14 protein-coding genes are annotated in these 15,725 nt (G+C 68.4%); 4 read left to right on the forward strand and 10 right to left on the reverse strand.

All coding sequences use genetic code 11. The annotated features are described in order from the left end of the window. Positions 1-356 precede the first annotated feature (356 nt). The 4 genes from cyoE to BMZ38_RS12140 are packed head-to-tail and all read right to left on the reverse strand — an operon-like array spanning position 357 to position 3,889. Positions 357-1,277, reverse strand: a complete 921-nt coding sequence (gene cyoE / locus BMZ38_RS12125) for a heme o synthase (RefSeq protein WP_091338374.1) — start codon at positions 1,275-1,277, stop codon at positions 357-359. Positions 1,278-1,329: 52 nt separating this feature from the next. After that, the gene (locus tag BMZ38_RS12130; RefSeq protein ID WP_091338377.1) at positions 1,330-2,553 is read right to left on the reverse strand and encodes a COX15/CtaA family protein; all 1,224 of its coding nucleotides are present in this window, start codon (positions 2,551-2,553) and stop codon (positions 1,330-1,332) included. Between the two features lie 20 nt (positions 2,554-2,573). After that, on the reverse strand, positions 2,574-3,152 hold the full coding sequence (locus tag BMZ38_RS12135) for a hypothetical protein (protein WP_091337869.1): 579 nt from the start codon (positions 3,150-3,152) through the stop codon (positions 2,574-2,576). Then, positions 3,149-3,889, reverse strand: coding sequence for an SURF1 family protein (locus tag BMZ38_RS12140; RefSeq protein ID WP_091337872.1), 741 nt, complete (start codon positions 3,887-3,889; stop codon positions 3,149-3,151). The genes BMZ38_RS12135 and BMZ38_RS12140 overlap by 4 nt, the downstream gene beginning before the upstream one ends. Positions 3,890-3,948: 59 nt before the next feature. On the opposite strand from BMZ38_RS12140, the gene BMZ38_RS12145 reads away from it, so the two are divergent. Continuing rightward, complete coding sequence (locus BMZ38_RS12145) at positions 3,949-4,164, forward strand: twin transmembrane helix small protein (protein WP_091337878.1); 216 nt, start codon at positions 3,949-3,951, stop codon at positions 4,162-4,164. Between the two features lie 134 nt (positions 4,165-4,298). Here the strand turns inward: BMZ38_RS12145 and BMZ38_RS12150 are convergent, their stop codons facing one another. The 5 genes from BMZ38_RS12150 to BMZ38_RS12165 form a co-directional block, all read right to left on the reverse strand. Beyond that, positions 4,299-5,186 (reverse strand): cytochrome c oxidase subunit 3, encoded by an 888-nt coding sequence (locus BMZ38_RS12150; protein WP_091337882.1) that lies wholly within the window; start codon positions 5,184-5,186, stop codon positions 4,299-4,301. A 98-nt stretch (positions 5,187-5,284) separates the two neighbouring features. Then, complete coding sequence (locus BMZ38_RS18075) at positions 5,285-5,413, reverse strand: hypothetical protein (RefSeq protein ID WP_281243897.1); 129 nt, start codon at positions 5,411-5,413, stop codon at positions 5,285-5,287. Positions 5,414-5,417: 4 nt separating this feature from the next. Beyond that, complete coding sequence (ctaD, locus tag BMZ38_RS12155; RefSeq protein WP_091337885.1) at positions 5,418-7,034, reverse strand: cytochrome c oxidase subunit I; 1,617 nt, start codon at positions 7,032-7,034, stop codon at positions 5,418-5,420. A gap of 57 nt (positions 7,035-7,091) precedes the next feature. Then, complete coding sequence (gene coxB, locus BMZ38_RS12160; RefSeq protein WP_091337890.1) at positions 7,092-8,048, reverse strand: cytochrome c oxidase subunit II; 957 nt, start codon at positions 8,046-8,048, stop codon at positions 7,092-7,094. A gap of 20 nt (positions 8,049-8,068) precedes the next feature. Further along, positions 8,069-8,509, reverse strand: coding sequence for a DUF2244 domain-containing protein (locus BMZ38_RS12165; RefSeq protein ID WP_091338380.1), 441 nt, complete (start codon positions 8,507-8,509; stop codon positions 8,069-8,071). A 373-nt stretch (positions 8,510-8,882) separates the two neighbouring features. Here BMZ38_RS12165 and putA point away from each other — a divergent pair, with 373 nt between their 5' ends. From putA to BMZ38_RS12180, 3 genes are all read left to right on the forward strand, one after another. Beyond that, positions 8,883-12,071 carry a bifunctional proline dehydrogenase/L-glutamate gamma-semialdehyde dehydrogenase PutA gene (gene putA / locus BMZ38_RS12170; protein ID WP_091337893.1) on the forward strand — a complete coding sequence of 1,063 codons (3,189 nt, stop codon included), beginning with the start codon at positions 8,883-8,885 and terminating at the stop codon, positions 12,069-12,071. Between the two features lie 177 nt (positions 12,072-12,248). Then, a complete protein-coding gene (locus BMZ38_RS12175) occupies positions 12,249-13,658 on the forward strand; it encodes a coniferyl aldehyde dehydrogenase (protein ID WP_091337898.1) in 1,410 nt (469 codons plus the stop codon). Positions 13,659-13,794: 136 nt separating this feature from the next. Beyond that, complete coding sequence (locus BMZ38_RS12180) at positions 13,795-14,082, forward strand: hypothetical protein (RefSeq protein ID WP_091337901.1); 288 nt, start codon at positions 13,795-13,797, stop codon at positions 14,080-14,082. A gap of 70 nt (positions 14,083-14,152) precedes the next feature. Here BMZ38_RS12180 and BMZ38_RS12185 read toward each other — a convergent pair whose 3' ends face one another. Continuing rightward, positions 14,153-15,592 carry an OmpP1/FadL family transporter gene (locus BMZ38_RS12185; protein WP_091337904.1) on the reverse strand — a complete coding sequence of 480 codons (1,440 nt, stop codon included), beginning with the start codon at positions 15,590-15,592 and terminating at the stop codon, positions 14,153-14,155. Between the last annotated feature and the right edge of the window lie 133 nt (positions 15,593-15,725).

Here is a 15,725-nt window from a genome sequence, read left to right on the forward strand (position 1 = left end):
GACCGTGAAAGCCGTTGGCGCCGGACGCCGGCGCGCCGCAAGACGACGCCACAGGCGCAGCAACGGCAGAGCGTGAAGGAGGTTCATGACCCATCTCCTCGTAACGGTGTCCGCGACACCGCCGGGAGTGGGCCGGGCGTTCCTAGTCGAGGAAGGCGCCGGCCGACCGCAGGCGGTCGCCGCAGACGATCAGCTTGTTATGCGACGCCGGCACCCGATGCTCGCGGATGTCGACGTTGCGACTAGGGTAGACGTCCATATGCCTTGGAAGGTCTCGGGAAATGCCGCGGCGCGGCGCGCCGGAGGGCGCGCGCATTCTGGTGGCCGGGCGTGCGCCTGTCAAGCGTGCGGCGGGCCTACACCGCGCGCTGCAGGGCGATACCGGCGCCCTGCATGGGCGGCATCAGCCAGTGGTCGGCCAGCAGGAAGGCGAAAAGCGCCATCAGGTACACGATCGAGTACTTGAAGACGCGCATGGCAAAGAACTCGTCCGGCGGGTTGAGCAGACGGATCGCGTAGTAGAGGAAGCCGCCGCCGAGCACCAATGCGCCACCCAGGTAGACTGCGCCGCTGAAGCCGGTCAGCGCCGGCAGCAGCGTCACCAGCAGCAGCAGCACGGTGTAGAACAGCACGTGCCAGCGCGTGTAGGCCACACCATGGGTCACCGGCAGCATCGGGATCTGCGCGCGGGCGTAATCATCGCGGCGGAAGATTGCCAGCGCCCAGAAGTGCGGCGGCGTCCACACGAAGATGATCAGGCACAGTTGCAGCGCGAAGGCGTGCAGCTGGCCGGTCACGGCGGTCCAGCCCAATACCGGCGGGATCGCGCCGGCAAGGCCGCCGATCACGATGTTCTGCGGGGTGGCGCGCTTCAGGTAAGCGGTGTAGACCAGCGCGTAGCCGATCAGGCCGCCGAGGGTCAGCCACGCGGTCAGCGGGTTGACCAGCAGCGCCAGCACCAGCATCGAGGCGATGCCCAGCAGCACCGCGAACACCAGCACCTGCCGCGGCGTGAGCTGCCCGGTGGCGAGCGGGCGACGCTGGGTACGCGCCATCAGCTTGTCGATCCGCTCGTCGATCAGGTGGTTGAAGGCCGCGGCCGAGCCGGACGCCATCCAGATGCCCAGCGTGCCGAACACCAGCGCGCGCCATGGCGGAATGCCGGGCACGGCCAGGAACATGCCGATCACGGCGCAGAACACCAGCAGCGCGACGACGCGCGGCTTGGTGAGCTGGAGATACTGGGAAAGGTGCAGGGTCACGGCAGATCTTCGCAGTGCATGGGCCGACGGCGCGCGCAGGCAGTCGCGGCGCGGGCTGGATGCAACATCAACGTGGATGGGGCGATCCGGGCGCCATGCCCGGATCAGCGACGACGGCAAGGGATGGAGCCTGCTGCGTCCGCGCCAGCGTCGCCAGCAGGCTGAACAGCAGTAGCGCCGCCACTCCGTTGTGCAGGGTCGCCACCGGCAAGGGTAGCCCGAAATGCACGTTGCTGATGCCCAGCAGCACCTGCGCGACCAGCACCACACCGATCGCCGCGCCCGCAACGCGCAGGCCGCGCCTGGCCACGCGGTGGCCCAGCCACAGCAGGTAGACGAACACGACCAGGGCACCGAAGCGGTGCGCGATCTGGATCGCGCTGCGCGCGGCCATGTCCAGCACTCCGCCTTCGAAGTTCACGCCGATGCCTCGCCACAGCACGAAGCCTTGCCTGAAGTCGGTCGGCGGCATCCACTGGCCCAGGCACTTGGGGAACGCATCCGGCCCGGTGCCGCAAGCCAGTGCGGCGTAGTTGGACGAGGTCCAGCCGCCCAGCGCGATCTGGCATGCGAGCAGCACGATGCCCAGCACGATCCAGCGGCGCAACGGCGCGTACCGCTGGTCGGGGGCGCCGACGCCGGCCAGGCGCAGCGCCGCGTAGGCCAGCAGCGCGAAGGTGGTGATGCCGCCGAGCAGGTGGCCCATCACCACGATCGGCTTGAGCAGCAGCGTCACCGTCCACATGCCGAGCATCGCCTGGAAGATGATCACCGCCAGCGCCAGCACGGCAATTCGCCACGCACCGGGACCGCGCAGGCGGATCGCGGTGCCCAACGGCAAGGCGATCGCCACCACCGCCAGCAGCGAGGACCAGGCATGCTCGCCCCGCATGTACAAGGTGACGCCACCGCCCGCGAACACCGCGCCCAGGATCACCGCCGTGCGTGCCCAGCGAGGCCGCCAGGCCGCCAGCAGTGCCAGCGCGAGCACCAGCACGCCCAGCGTGCCGGCGAGGAAGCGGTGCACCTGTTCGCGCCACGCCTTGCTCGCCTCGTAGGGGCGATCCGGGAAGGCTGCGTCGGCGCGCGCCACCGCCTGCTCGTGGTGCGGCCAGGTCACCTGGCCGTAGCAGGTCGGCCAATCCGGGCAGGACAGGCCGGCGTTGGACAGGCGCACGAAGGCGCCGAACATGACCACGCCGAACGCGAACACCGCCGCGCACAAGGCCAGCCAGCGCATGATGCGACGTGCCGTGCCGGCTGCTTCCGTGGACCTTTCCGCAAGCCGCATGCCGCTGCCACCCTCATCGTTCATTTGATCACCTTGTGCATGTCGCGCAGCAGGCCGGTACCGTCGAAGCCCGCCGGGTAGTAGGCCAGCGCCGTGCCGTTGGATTCGACCAGCAGCGCGCTCACGCTGTCCGGCGCGGACGGGCGGAACACATCCAGCTTGCCCTCCGCGTCGCGGCCGAGCACCCAGAATGACTTCATCGCCGACACCTGGGCCGGGTCGGCCGGTGGCGTGCCGATGTACAACAGCCGCAGGCGCTTCTGGTTGCGGTTGAGCGTGACCCAGGCCTTGGCCATGCCGGTCAGCGACTCGAAGCAGCGAGCCGCGCAACCGGGCCCCGCCAGCGCGACCAGCGTCATGCGCGGCGCGGCCGGGTCGCGCCAGGCATAGTCACTGCCGCCATCGGCGAGCGACACGTGCACGTGCTCGTCGACGAAGTTGCGCTGCGGCTCGACCGGCCGTCCATAGCCCTTGCCGCCAGGCTGCCAGCCGCTGAAGGTCAGTATGCCGGCGACGATGATCGGCGCGGCGAACACGGCCATGATCGCCAGCAGCTTCATGCGGCTGGCCTTGAGGTTGGAGGGCGCGGGTGCGTTCATCGTCTGTCCGTGCGTCGTGGGCGCCGCTTGCGGTGCAGGACCAGGAAGATCACCAGCACGGCGACCGCGAAGCTGAACCACTGGAAAGCGTAGGCCCGGTGCCGGGCCGGCGGCATCGAGGAAAAATCGAAGGCGTGTTCGCGCTGGTAGATCGCCGCCGGGTCGGCGTCGAGTGCGAGCACCCGCGGATAAAGCGGGCGGCCCAGGTCCTTCGCCACCTGCCCGAGATCCAGGTAGATGGTGTTTTTGGGCCAGTGCGCCTGGCTGGCCAGCGCGTCGCCGCCCAGCTCCAGGCCGACGCCCGGCGGCGGCAGGTACAACCCGTGCAGGTCGACCCCGCCCGGCGGCAACGCCGGCAGCTGCGGCACCTGCTCGTTGCCGGTGCCGGGCAGGAAGCCCAGGTCCACCAGCAGCAGGCGCGGCTGACCGGGTAGCACCAGCGGCACGTAGACCTCTACCCCGCCGCGCGCGTCGTGCCGGGGGTTGTCCAGCAGGTAGGCGCGATCGGCGAGCCAGCGCCCGTGCACTGCCACGCGTGGGAAGGCATCGGCCGGAGGCGTGGCCGCCACCTGCCCGAACGGTACCGGTGGCGCATGGGCCGCAGCGGCATAGCGACGCACCAGGCTGTCCTTGTAGGCGGCGCGGTCGAGCTGCCATACGCCCAGCCGCACGAACAGCGCCGCGGCGGCCACGGTCAGCAGCACGCTCCACCAGGCCGGCCTGCGCCATCGTGTCACGCGGAGGCCCCGCTGGCGGCGGCTATACTGCCGATTCGAAAGTCGTCCGGACCGCTCACGTGGAAACCATCTATCCCATCGCCGTGGTGATCATGTTCCTGGTCGTGGTGTTCAACCTCGGCCAGGCGCTGTATTTCATGATGACCGACAAGGGCGCCAGCAAGCGCACCGCCTGGGCGCTGACCCGTCGCATCGGCCTGTCGCTCGTGCTGATCGCCATGATCATGCTGGGCATCTGGATGGGCTGGCTGCAGCCCCACGGCGTCGGCCGGTAATTGTAGCGGCCCCGGAGAGGCGCGGCCCGCGAGCGCGACATTTAGTGCACCTTCGCGGCGATCCTTAGGTTCCAAACAAAAAGCCCGCCATCCGGCGGGCTTTTTGCCGTGCGACAGGGCTGCCGCACCGGAACTCAGAGGATGTAGACGAACATGAACAGGCCCAGCCACACCACGTCCACGAAATGCCAGTACCACGCCACCGCCTCGAAGCCGAAGTGGTGCTCGGGCGAGAAGTGGCCCTTGAGTACGCGCAGCCAGATGATCGCCAGCATGATCGTGCCCAGCGTCACGTGCAGGCCGTGGAAGCCGGTCAGCATGAAGAAGGTCGAACCGTACACGCCGCTGTGCAGGGTGAGGTTGAGCTCCTTGTAGGCCTCCATGTACTCGTGCGCCTGGGCGTACACGAAGGTCGCACCCAGCAGCACGGTCAGGCCGAGGAACACCAGGATCTTGCCGCGATGGCCGGACTTCAGCGCGTGGTGCGCGATGGTCACGGTGACGCTGGAGGTAAGCAGGATCAGCGTGTTGAGCAGCGGCAGGCCCCACGGCACGACGGTCTGGAAGCTGCCGCCGATGTTGCCCGGGCCATTGCCGCCGCCGGCACCCCAGGCCGCGGTGTAGTCATTCCACAGGAACTGGTGGGTGAGCACGCCGTGGCCATCGCCGCCCAGCCAGGGCACCGAGAACATGCGCGTGTAGAACAGCGCTCCGAAGAACGCGGCGAAGAACATCACCTCGGAGAAGATGAACCACATCATGCCCATGCGGAACGAGCGGTCGACCTGGGCGTCGTAGCGGCCGGCAAGCGATTCATGGATCACCGAGCGGAACCAGCCGAAGAACATCAGCAGGATGCCGATGAAGCCGATGGTGATGACGGTCTTGCCGAAGCCCGCCTCGCCCGGCGCCGCATTCAACCAGTGCGCGGCACCGAACACGGTGAGGAACATGACCACCGCGGCCACGATCGGCCACTGGCTCTTGGCCGGTACGAAATAAGCGCCTTGCTGCTGACCCATGAGTGATCCCCGTGGATATCTCTTGATTTGCTTCCATCCCCGCCATGAAGCACGGGGAACTGCTTGCCGGCCCGCGCGCGGGCCGGGGAAATCTTGTACTAGCCGACCTTGAGCATGCTCAGGATCGAAAGCACGAAGAACGCGACCGCCAGCGTCCCCGTGATCCAGAGCGTGCGTCGCACGCGCTGGCGGCGGGCCGGATCGTGTTCCATCGCCTGGGTCACCATCGAATCAATCCTCGACGTGGCCGTGCGCCAGCTCGTCGTCGTGGATCACCGGCGGCAGTGCGAAGGTGTGGTGCGGGGCCGGCGAAGGCACCGTCCACTCCAGGCCGCGAGCCCCTTCCCATACGCGATCCGGCGCCTTCTTCTTGGAGAAGAACACCGCGTGGATGATCACGCCCAGGAAGATCAGCTGCGAGGCACCGAACAGGAAGCCACCGATCGAGCTGATCATGTTGAAGTTGGCGAACGCCACGTTGTAGTCGGGGATGCGGCGCGGCATGCCGGCCAGGCCCAGGAAGTGCTGCGGGAAGAACAACACGTTGACCCACACCACCGAGTTCCAGAAGTGCATCTTGCCCCAGAACTCCGAGTACATGTGGCCGCACCACTTGGGCAGCCAGTAATACGTGCCGGACATGATCGCGAACGCAGCGCCGGTCACCAGCACGTAGTGGAAATGCGCCACCACGAAGTAGGTGTCGTGATACTGGAAGTCCGCCGGCACCAGCGCCAGCATCAGGCCGGAGAAGCCGCCGATGGTGAACAGGATGACGAACGCGATGGCGAACAGCATCGGCGTCTCGAACGTCAGCGAACCGCCCCACATCGTCGACACCCAGTTGAACACCTTCACGCCGGTCGGCACCGCGATCAGCATGGTGGCGTACATGAAGAAGATCTCGGCGCCCAGTGGCAGGCCCACCGCGAACATGTGGTGCGCCCACACGATGAACGACAGGAAGGCGATCGAGGCAATCGCGAACACCATCGCCTTGTAGCCGAAGATCGGCTTGCGCGAGAAGGTCGGGATCACTTCCGAGATGATCCCGAACGCCGGCAGGATCATGATGTACACCTCGGGGTGGCCGAAGAACCAGAACACGTGCTGGTACAGCACCGGGTCGCCGCCGCCGGCCGCGTTGAAGAAGCTGGTGCCGAAGTACTTGTCGGTCAGCAGCATGGTCACCGCACCGGCCAGCACCGGCATCACGGCGATCAGCAGGAACGCGGTGATCAGCCAGCTCCACACGAACACCGGCATCTTCAACAGGTCCATGCCCGGCGCGCGCATGTTGAGGATGGTCGCGATGATGTTGATCGCGCCCATGATCGAGCTGATACCCATCAGGTGGATCGCGAACACCACGTAGGCCAGCGAATCGCTCTGCAGCGACAGCGGCGGGTACATGGTCCAGCCGCCGGCCGGGCCACCGCCGTGCATGAACAGCGTCGACAGCATCAGCGCAAAGGCGAACGGCAGAATCCAGAACGAGAGGTTGTTCATGCGCGGCAGCGCCATGTCCGGCGCGCCGATCATCAGCGGGATCATCCAGTTACCCAGGCCCACGAAGGCCGGCATGATCGCGCCGAAGATCATCACCAGCGCATGCATGGTGGTCATCTCGTTGAAGAAATACGGCTGCACCAGCTGCATGCCGGGCTTGAACAGCTCGGCGCGGATCACCATCGCGAAGCTGCCGCCGACGAAGAACGCCGTCAGCGAGAAGATCAGGTACAGCGTGCCGATGTCCTTGTGGTTCGTGGACATGAACCAGCGCGTGAAGAAGTTGGACGGCGCGCCGTGGTGCTCGTCGTGGTGATCGTGGGTGGCTGCGTGGGCCATGGCCTTGCACCTCTACCTAATGCGAATGCTTGAAAACGGATGGGTGGAGCGGAGGGTTCAGCCCCGCTTGCCCGAAGTCGTTGCTACCGGGGCCGCCTGCGCGGTGGCCGGGGCGGCAGCGGTCGATGCCGGCGCCGGCGAGGCCGGCGTCGCAGGCGTGGCCGGCGGCGCCTTGCCGGCGGCCTCCTGCTGCGCCAGCCACTGCGCGAACTCGGCCTTGGAGACGGCCTTCACCACGATCGGCATGAAGCCATGGTCCTGCCCGCACAGCTCGGCACACTGGCCGCGGTAGGTGCCCGGCACCTTGATGTTGGTCCAGGCCGCATTGACGATGCCGGGGATCGCGTCGATCTTCCAGCCCAGCGCCGGCACCCACCAGGAGTGGATCACGTCGCCGGCGGTGATGACGAAGCGGATCTTGGTGTCGACCGGCACCACCAGCGGCTTGTCGACGTTCAGCAGGTAGGTGTTCTCGTCACCGACCTTGACCGCATGCGGGTCCAGGCCCGAGCGCAGCTGGCGGGTATCGTTGCTCTGCTCGTCGAGCTTGGACATGAAGCCGACCTTGTCGATCGCCTTGCCCTGGTAGTCGACGTAGTCGTAGCGCCACTTCCACTGGTAGCCGGTGACCTTGACGGTCATCTGCGAACCGGTGGTGTCGGCGAAGGACACCAGGCCACCGGTCGCCATCCAGGCCAGCACGATCAGAATGATCACCGGAATGGTCGTCCACACCACTTCGAGCATGGTGTTGTGCGACCACTTCTCTGCCACCGCGCCGCGCGATTTGCGGAAGCGGAACATGGCGATGAACATCGCGCCGAACACCAGCACGCCGATCACGACGCACACGCCCAGCGCGACGTTGTTGAGGAAGTACGGCTCGGGCGACCACTCGCTCACGCCGCGCGTCATGTTGAGCTGGCCGGGCTGGGGGTTGGCCCAGACCGCGCTGCTGAACAGCGCACAGGCCGCTGCCGCCCATGCCTTGATCCTGATGCCGCCAGATGTCATGTCCTGCACCTTTGTTGTAGCTACCTGCGCGGCTGGCCTTGCACATCCGCCAGCAACACCTTGAGTTTCCCCGCCACCTCGATGCGTTCCTCTTCGGCGAGGAACGCCCCGATCTCCAGCTCGCGTCCATGCGACCCCAGCAGCAGACGGTCGTGCCCGTGGCCGGGCGCCAGCCGCACGCGCACCCAGTAGGACTGGAAGCGCGCGCATCGGCGCCCGGGCAGCGCACGCACCTCCAGCGACTCGTCGTCGAGGCTGATGCGTTCGCTGCGGTCGCCCGCGCGCCAGGCCTGCCGCAGGGCAAGGGCCATCGCGCAGGACTCGATCAGGGCAAACAGCGGAGCGAAGACGTTCCCCTGCCACGCGCCCAGCCCGGCCGTCGTCAGCGCCAGGGCCGCCAGCACCATGATCAAACGACGCAGTCCGCGTCGGCTGAGTGCGCGATTGGGCCGTAGCCACATCGTCACGCACGGCAGGCCGGCGGCAGCTGGTCGAAGCACGATCATGGGGATCCGGCGTGCCTGGAACAGCGGAATGATAGGCCGCCGCATCGCCGCGAGGCAAGAATGTCGCACCCCGATGACGCGGATCACGGCCGCCGCGGGCGGTGTACGGACGCCGGAGAACTGCGGTGCAACGCCTGCCTGTGACGCCAGCAGGCCGCTTGCCTCCCATTCCAACGGCCCGCGCCTGCCATCATGGCAAGCGCGCGGCAGGGCCAATCCACGCGGAGCGACAGACGCCCGCATGCGCCCAGGCACGGATGCATGCGCCTGGGCGCGGGGCGTACAATCGCGGGCTCCCCGCCGCACCGGCGGTTCCGACGAACATCCCGTGATCGAACCCATCCTCAGCCCCGAAATCCCCGCCGGTGCCGAGCCGGCCCGCGCGCGCATCACCGCCGCCTGGCTGCGCGACGAGACCGAGGCAGTCAACGACCTGCTGACCCAGGCCACGCTCCCCGCCGTCGAGCGCGAGCAGGTGATCGACCTGGCCGCCGACCTGGTCACCCGCGTACGTGCGCGCGCCAAGGACCAGAGCGCGGTCGAATCCTTCATGCGCCAGTACGACCTCTCCTCCGAGGAGGGCGTGCTGCTGATGTGCGTGGCCGAGGCGCTGCTGCGCATCCCGGACAAGGTCACCGCCGACAAACTGATTCGCGACAAGCTGGGCGACGCCAACTGGAAGAAGCACCTGGGCCAGAGCGAGTCACTGTTCGTCAACGCCTCGACCTGGGGCCTGATGCTGACCGGCCACCTGGTGAACCTTGCCGACGAAACGCGCCGCGATTTCACCGGCGCGTTCAAGCGCCTGGTCGCGCGCGCCGGCGAACCTGCCATCCGCCTGGCGGTGCGCCAGGCCATGCGCATCATGGGCCACCAGTTCGTGATGGGCCGCACCATCGATGAGGCGCTGGACCGTTGCGCGAAGAAGGAATATGCGGCCTACCGCTATTCCTACGACATGCTGGGCGAGTCCGCGCTGACCGCCGAAACCGCCGAGCGCTACCAGGAGGACTACCGCCGCGCGATCGCCCGCATCGGCGCGCGCGGCCCGTTCGCCAACCACACCGACGCGCCGTCGATCTCGGTCAAACTGTCCGCGCTGCATCCACGCTACGAAGTGGCACGCCGTGCGGAAGCCCGCCGTGACCTCACCGCCAAGCTGCTGGAGCTCTCGCAGCTGGCGAAAAGCCAGGGCATCGCGCTGTCGGTCGACGCCGAGGAGGCCGACCGCCTCGAGCTGTCGCTGGACATCATCGGCGACGTCTTCGCGCACCCCTCGCTGGAAGGCTGGAACGGCCTGGGCATCGTGGTGCAGGCGTATTCGAAGCGCACGCCGTTCGTGATCGACTGGCTGATCGAGACGGCCCGCGCCACCGGCCGGCGCTGGTACGTGCGTCTGGTCAAGGGCGCCTACTGGGATGCCGAGATCAAGCGCGCGCAGGAAAACGGCCTGGCCGGCTACCCGGTCTACACGCGCAAGCCGAACACCGACGTCTCCTACCTGGCCTGCGCGCGCAAGCTGTTCGACGCCGGCGTGGAGCTGATCTATCCGCAGTTCGCCACGCACAACGCGCACACCATCGCCGCTGTGCACCACCTGGCGAAGGGTCGTCCCTACGAGTACCAGCGCCTGCACGGCATGGGCACCGACCTCTATGCCGAGGTGATCGGACCGCAGAACTTGAACGTGCCCTGCCGCGTCTATGCGCCGGTCGGCACGCACGAGGATCTGCTGCCCTACCTGGTGCGCCGCCTGCTCGAGAATGGCGCCAACACCAGCTTCGTCAACCGCGTGGTGGACGAGAGCCTGCCGGTGCGCGAACTGGTCGCCGACCCGTGCGAGACGGTGCGGTCGTTTGCATCCATCCCTCACCCGCGCATCCCGCTGCCGGTGAACCTCTACGGTGACAATGCTGCGCTTGCGCAGCATTCAAATTTCGTATCCAGGAAGAATTCCATGGGCGTGAACTTTTCCAACGACAACGAGCTCCGCTCCCTCGCCGAAGCGGTCAACAGCCATGCCGGCCCGTGGCAGGCCGCCCCCCTGGTGCCCGGTGCGCAGGCCAATGGCCTGACCGTCGAGGTCACCAACCCGGCCGACCGCCGCCAGGTGATCGGCAGCTACGTCGCCGGCGATGCCGCCATGGCCGACAAGGCACTGGCCAACGCGGTCGCCGCGCAGCCGGGCTGGGACCGCCTGCCGGCAGCCAGCCGCGCGGCGATCCTGGAGCACGCCGCCGACCAGCTCGAGGCGCGCCGCGGCGAGTTCATCGCGCTGTGCGTGCGCGAGGCCGGCAAGAGCCTGCCCGACGCCATCGCCGAGATCCGCGAGGCGGCCGACTTCCTGCGCTACTACGCGACCATGGCGCGACGCTTGTTCGGCCAGCCCGAACAACTGCCGGGCCCGACCGGCGAGAGCAACCAGCTGTTCCTGAACGGCCGCGGCGTGTTCGTCTGCATCAGCCCGTGGAACTTCCCGCTGGCGATCTTCGTCGGCCAGGTCTCTGCCGCGCTCGCCGCTGGCAATGCGGTGATCGCCAAGCCCGCCGAGCAGACCTCGCTGATCGGCTACATGGCGGTCAAACTGCTGCACGAGGCCGGCATCCCGGCCGACGTGCTGCAGTACCTGCCGGGCGATGGCGCCGTGGTCGGCGCCGCGCTCACCAAGGACCCGCGCGTGGCCGGCGTCGCCTTCACCGGCTCGACCGAAACCGCCTGGGCGATCAACCGCGCGCTGGCCGCGCGCAACGCGCCGATCGCCGCCCTGATCGCCGAGACCGGCGGCCAGAACGCGATGATCGCCGACTCCTCCGCGCTGCCCGAACAGATCGTCAAGGACGTCATCTCCGCCGCCTTCCAGTCCGCCGGCCAGCGCTGCTCGGCCGCTCGCGTGCTGTTCGTGCAGGAGGACATCGCCGACAAGGTGGTCGGCATGCTCGCCGGCGCGATGGCCGAGCTCAAGGTCGGCGATCCGGGCCTGCTCTCCACCGACGTCGGCCCGGTGATCGACGCGGACGCGCTGAAGATCCTCGTCGAGCACGCTGCGCGCATGGACAAGGAGGCCAGGAAGATCGCCGAGGTGCCACTCGACCCGGCCGCCACCGGCAATGGCACCTTCTTCGCCCCGCGCGCCTACGAGATCCCGTCGCTGCAGACGCTCACCCGCGAGATCTTCGGCCCGGTGCTGCACGTCATCCGCTGGAAGGCAAGCGAGCTGGGCAACGTGATCGACCAGATCAACGCCACCGGCTACGGCCTGACGCTCGGCATCCACAGCCGCATCGACGACACCGTGCAGTTCATCCAGAGCCGCGCACGCGTGGGCAACTGCTACGTCAACCGCAACCAGATCGGTGCGGTGGTCGGCGTGCAGCCGTTCGGCGGCGAGGCGCTTTCCGGCACCGGTCCCAAGGCCGGCGGCCCGCACTACCTGCTGCGCTTCGCCGGCGAGCGCACGCTGACCATCAACACCACTGCCGCCGGCGGCAACGCCTCGCTGCTGACGATCGGCGAGTAAGCGCCATCAGCCCTCTCCCGTCCGGGAGAGGGCTGACGCGAGGGGCCAGGGCAGCCTCGTCCTGCCCCGGGAACGACGCCCCTCAGCCTCCGCGAACCACCGCGCCCCAAGGAGGGCCGCGGAAGCCGTTGCACGACTCGTGCGACCATGGCGTCCCGCCCCAGGCAAGCACGCGCCATGGCCGAGAATGTGGAGCTGATCGCCACCCTGCACCGCCTGCGTGCCGCGCAGGCGCGCGACCCGGTGCCGCCCTGGCGCGTCCGCGCCGACCGGCTGCAGCGCCTGGCGCGCATGCTGCGCGAACATCGCGGCGCCTTCGCCGAGGCCATCGACGCGGATTTCGGCCAGCGTCCGGTCGAGGAAACCGAACTGCTGGAGCTGTTCCCTTCGCTCTCGGCCATCCGTCATGCGTTGCGCCACGGCCGGCGCTGGATGCGCCCCCGCCGCGCACCCACCGCGCTGGCTTTCCTGCCGGGCCACAACCGGCTGCTGCCGCAGCCGCGGGGCGTGGTGGGGATCGTGGTGCCGTGGAACTACCCGATGTTCCTCGCCGTCGGCCCCCTGGTGGACGCGCTGGCGGCCGGCAACCGCGCGATGGTCAAGATGAGCGAGTTCACGCCGCGCTTCTCGGCATTGTTCGCGGAACGGGTCGCGGCCTATTTCGGCGAGGACGAGGTGGTGGTCGTCACCGGCGACGCGGCGGTGGCCCAGGCGTTCAGTGCGCTGGCATTCGACCACCTGCTGTTCACCGGCTCGACCGCCGTGGGCCATCAGGTAATGCGCACCGCCTCGGCGCACCTGACGCCGGTGACGCTGGAGCTCGGCGGCAAGTCGCCCGTCATCGTGGGGCCGGGCGCGGACCTGGCGCAGGCGGCCGAACGCATCCTCGCCGGCAAGCTGGTCAACGCCGGCCAGACCTGCATCGCACCGGACTACGTGCTGCTGCCGCGCGCGCGGGTGGGTGAATTCGTCGCCCACGCACGCGCAACGATGGCACGGTTGTACCCGGACCTCGCCCGCAACCGGCAGTACGCCAGCATCGTCTCCGAGCGGCACTTCGCGCGCATGGCGGCGCTCCTGGAGGAAGCCCGCCACGCCGGCGCGCGCATCGAGCCGCTGGCGGACGCGCCGGCCGATCCGGCCCGGCGCCTGTTCCCGCCGCAACTGCTGCTGGACGTGCCCGACGACGCCCGGATCATGCACGAGGAGATCTTCGGCCCGCTGCTGCCGCTGATCGCCTGCGATTCGGTCGCGCACGCGGTCGACTACGTCAACGCGCGCCCGCACCCGCTGGCCTTGTATCTCTTCGAGCGGGACCGCCGGACGATCGACACGGTGCTCGCGCGCACCCAGGCTGGTGGCGTCACGATCAACGACACGCTCTACCACATCGCACAGCACGGCCTGCCATTCGGCGGCGTCGGTGCCTCGGGCATGGGCGGCTACCACGGCAAGGCGGGCTTCGAGACGTTCTCCCACCTCAAGCCGGTGTTCGCCCAGTCGCGCTGGAACGGCGCCGCATGGCTGCGCCCGCCCTACGGCGTGCGCTTCCGCCGCCTGTTGGAGCTCCTGCTGCGGCACGGCTGACCGCCTGCTCGCCCGAGGGCGTCGGCCGCTGTCCACGCCGCGGCAACGGGCCGCGGGCGAAACTGCGGGCAGGCAATCGCAGGAGCCCCTCCTGGCCGATCCGAATCTCCCGAACGACGCAGGCACCCCGGCGGGTGTGGACGCAGGCCCGCAGAGCGGCCAGGGTGGCGCTGGCGGCGAGCCCAAGGGCAGCCGGCTGGACGCCACGACAAAGGAGCATGGCGCGCCACAGCCCGCCGCTGCCGGCCGGCAGTCCCGCCCCGAACACTCCTCCGATACGGTGCGATCCGGCTACCGTGCCCGGCCGGCCGGCCAGAGCGGCGTGGGTCGACAGGACGACCTCGCCTCGACCATCCGCGAGCCGCAAGGCGACGGCAATTACCTGGCGACCGACCGCGGCGACAAGCCGTTGCGCAACGGCTGAACGCGCGCGTTCCCTCCACGGACGAAAAAAAGCCTCCCCGCTCGCGCGGGGAGGCTTTCATGGGTGACGCTTAGAACTTGTACTGCGCCGACAGGCTGAGCAGGTTGCCGTAATCGTCGAAATTGCCGGCGAGCACGTCGCCAGTCGGGCTCGCCGAATTGACGTGCGCACGGTTGACGAAAATGTGCGCGTACGAGGCGTTGATCTCGAAGTTCTCGCTGGCCTTGTAGCCCAGGCCCAGCGCCGCGAACTTGCGGGTGGAGTCCGGCACGCGGGCGTCGCGGGTGGCGTTGTAGGTCGGCGTGGTGTCGACCGAGATGCCGGCGCGCAGGGTCAGCTTGTCGTTGACGTAGTAGTCGCCGCCGATCGCCGCGTACCAGGTGTTGCGCCAGTTGAAGGGCTCGACGCTGTCGGGCTGCGCCGGGTTGCCGTACTGCACGCGCAGTTCCTTGAACACGTCCCACTTGGTCCAGTTCAGGTCGATGCCGAGGCCGAACTTCTCGGCCTGGTGCCAATAGCTGAGGCCGGCCGTCGCAGGCGTGGTGAAGTTGGCCGTGCCGGTGGTGTGGGTGAACGGCACGCCGCCCAGCCCGGCGAGCAGCGGCGCGATCTGCGGGCTGGACAGCAACGCGGACACGTTGCCCGGAACGGTGAAGTTGCCCGTGCCCTGCAGCTTGTGCGAGATCTTGGAGCGGTAGTCGAACGCCAGCTTGTCGTTCGGCGTGAGCTTCCAGTAGGCGCCCACCTGCCAGCCATAGCCCCAGTCGTCGCCCTTGATGCGGGCCAGGCCATCGGACCCGGGCGGCACCACCGCGCCGACCTGCGCCAGGTAGGTCGGCACCGCTGCCGGCGGGATCGCACCGGCCGCGGCACCTTGCTGGATGAGACCCAGCGCGACGCCGTTGAAGTTGATCGCCGAGGTCAGTTCCGCCGAGGTCTTCTGCGCGATGACGCTGGCGCCCAGGCTGAACTGGTCGTTGACATCGAACGAGCCGGACAGGGTGGCATCGAGCGACTCGAAGCGCGACTTGATGGCGTTGTAGCGGCCCATCCAGTTGGAGTCGTACTCGGTCTGGAAGCCGAACGGCACCGACAGGCCGAAGCCAAGGTGCACGCGGTCGGACACCTTGCTGGCGATGAACAGCGCCGGGACCGGCAGCGTGGTGCCGGCGTCGCCGCCGTTGCCGCCGCTGATCGGACGGCCCAGCGCGTCATGCGCGGTGCCGCTGAACTTGGCGCTGAAGTTGATCGCGGTGATATCGGCCTGCAGGTAGGTGCCGTCCAGGTCGGTCATCGCCGCCGGGTTGTTCGCCACCACCGAGGCGTCGCCGCCGGCGGTCGCCGAGCCGGCATAGGCGCGGCCCATGCCCTTGGCACTGTTTTCCTTCAGCTGGAAGGCGCTGGCATGGGCGCCCTGCGGCAGCGCCAGTGCACCGGCGACGGCAAGGCTCAGCGCGGCCAGCGCAAAGGGCCGGGCAGTGCCCGGAAGGGAACGAAAAGACATAGGCATCGCTAAGCTCCTGCTTATCTTAAGACGCGGCTCGGGGTGGCAACGGGAGCGCCACGGCGAATTCATACGCGCGTTTGACGCCCCCGCGCGACACTCTGCCCAGCCATCCAGGGGCTTGCAAGTGCGACCGCAG

This window comes from Frateuria terrea (genome assembly GCF_900115705.1).
In the GTDB taxonomy this organism is placed as follows: domain Bacteria; phylum Pseudomonadota; class Gammaproteobacteria; order Xanthomonadales; family Rhodanobacteraceae; genus Frateuria_A; species Frateuria_A terrea.